This window comes from Oleiphilus sp. HI0125 (assembly GCF_001635355.1).
On the sequence record NZ_LWGF01001025.1, the window covers coordinates 1 to 1,701 of the forward strand.

The window sequence follows — 1,701 nt, forward strand, 5'->3', positions numbered from 1 at the left end:
GTAGTGAAGGTGATGGGATCCAGCCCAAACATAAAGCGAGATTAAGGCCCAAAAATGGACAATAGATAAGCGGTAAGAATAAACAGGTCGTCCAGCTTGTTTTGGAACGAAGTAATACATTATTCCTAGAAAGCCTGCAGTCAAGAAGAAACCTACTGCATTGTGGCCGTACCACCATTGCATCATTGCATCGACTGTGCCTGAGTATATAGAGTACGACTTCATAAAGGTAACTGGAATAGCCAAATTGTTACCGATATGGAGTACTGCAACCGTCAGGATGAAGCCACCGTAGAACCAGTTCGCAACATAAATATGTTTGGTTTTGCGCTTAGTGATAGTGCCAAAGAATAAAATCGCGTAAGAAACCCATACTAGTGCAATTAAGATATCAATTGGCCATTCAAGCTCAGCATATTCTTTTGTACTAGTGAAGCCCATTGGAAGAGTTATTGCTGCTGCAACAATAACTGCTTGCCAGCCCCAGAATACGAATGATGCGAGAGAGTCTGAGATCAAACGTGCTTGACAGGTTCTCTGTACAACGTATAACGATGTTGCAAACAATGCGGAACCGCCAAAGGCGAAGATGACCGCGTTAGTGTGCAGTGGTCGAATACGGCCAAAACTCAAGTATTGGTTGTCGAAGTTTAACTCCGGCCAAACTAATTGAGCGGCGATAAATACGCCTGCAGCCATGCCGACAATTCCCCATACCACCGTCATCACGGCGAATTGTCGTACAACTTTATAGTTGTAAGTGATTGGGTTGATCTCGTTGCTCATTATTGAAGATCCATTCAGTTGCGTTTTCGAGGCTTGCTTTAATTCGAATCAAAGCGTTCAGAAGCTGGTCGGAAATCAGCACTTAGTTTATTTGCCATTGTGATCTAGGGCAAAAACCTAGATGGCGCGAAGAATAAATGTAGCACTATGCAAAATCAACCAAATCTGCCGCTAAATTGATTTCGCTCAAGAGTTTAGTTCAACTTTAGAAAGATGAACAAAAAGCGAACAGTTGTAGGGCTAAAGCTGAAACCTCAGCCCTGATGCGGGGTTTAATGACGGGAGTCAAGAAGAGTGACGTGTTCTTCTCTTTCAAGCATCAGCGAAAGCTTAGACATAGCTTCTTTTCGCTCGGAAGATTCGAACCATTTATCCCAGTCTAATTTACTACGCCACTTGCAAAGAATGACGTGGTGACGAGGATTTTCGATATCACTTAAGGACTCTCCCGAGATAAAACCGGGGGCTTTTACTGAGGCTGCAAGCACCTCAAGTGCTGCATCTTCATAATTCTTTTCAAGTGTTTCAGCAATGTAGCGATTAATTATTACGCGAATCATACTTTATTCCGTTGTATCAATGTTTAAAATGCACTGTATAAATCATAGCTTAGAAAAACGAATATGGAATGTGATATAGAGTTAGATGCTACTGGATTATTGTGTCCGGAACCGGTCATGCTGCTGCATGAAAAAATGCCCGATATGGAAAGCGGTGCAGTATTAAAAGTGCGCGCGACAGATCCATCGACTACGCGAGACATTCCTCAATTTTGCAGATTTTTAGGGCACACCCTGCTTGAGCAGCACGAGGAAGACAAAGCTTTTATCTATTTTATTCAAAAAGCATAACGTTAATTGATTGTTGGGTGATCACTTCACTTTCATGTTGATAAGGCCCGCAGCGACAACAAAT

At 42.4% G+C, this 1,701-nt stretch carries 3 protein-coding genes; 1 reads left to right on the top strand and 2 read right to left on the bottom strand.

Annotated elements, in window-relative coordinates:
- Together A3762_RS17535 and A3762_RS17540 are read right to left on the bottom strand one after the other, a co-directional pair.
- Window positions 1-786 (bottom strand): cbb3-type cytochrome c oxidase subunit I (locus A3762_RS17535; RefSeq protein WP_197469355.1); only part of this gene is annotated, 786 nt, incomplete at its 3' end.
- Window positions 787-1,058: 272 nt separating this feature from the next.
- Entirely contained in the window at window positions 1,059-1,346 is a 288-nt protein-coding gene (locus A3762_RS17540) for an antibiotic biosynthesis monooxygenase (RefSeq protein WP_068475457.1), read from the bottom strand.
- A gap of 63 nt (window positions 1,347-1,409) precedes the next feature.
- Here A3762_RS17540 and tusA point away from each other — a divergent pair, with 63 nt between their 5' ends.
- The gene (tusA, locus tag A3762_RS17545) at window positions 1,410-1,637 is read left to right on the top strand and encodes a sulfurtransferase TusA (protein WP_068476977.1); all 228 of its coding nucleotides are present in this window, start codon (window positions 1,410-1,412) and stop codon (window positions 1,635-1,637) included.
- Window positions 1,638-1,701 lie beyond the last annotated feature (64 nt).

Bases quoted from the DNA above. Each gene is read 5' to 3' on its own strand.
- A3762_RS17540 (WP_068475457.1), bottom strand. From the start codon at position 1,346: ATGATTCGCGTAATAATTAATCGCTACATTGCTGAAACACTTGAAAAG.
- tusA (WP_068476977.1), top strand. From the start codon at position 1,410: ATGGAATGTGATATAGAGTTAGATGCTACTGGATTATTGTGTCCGGAA.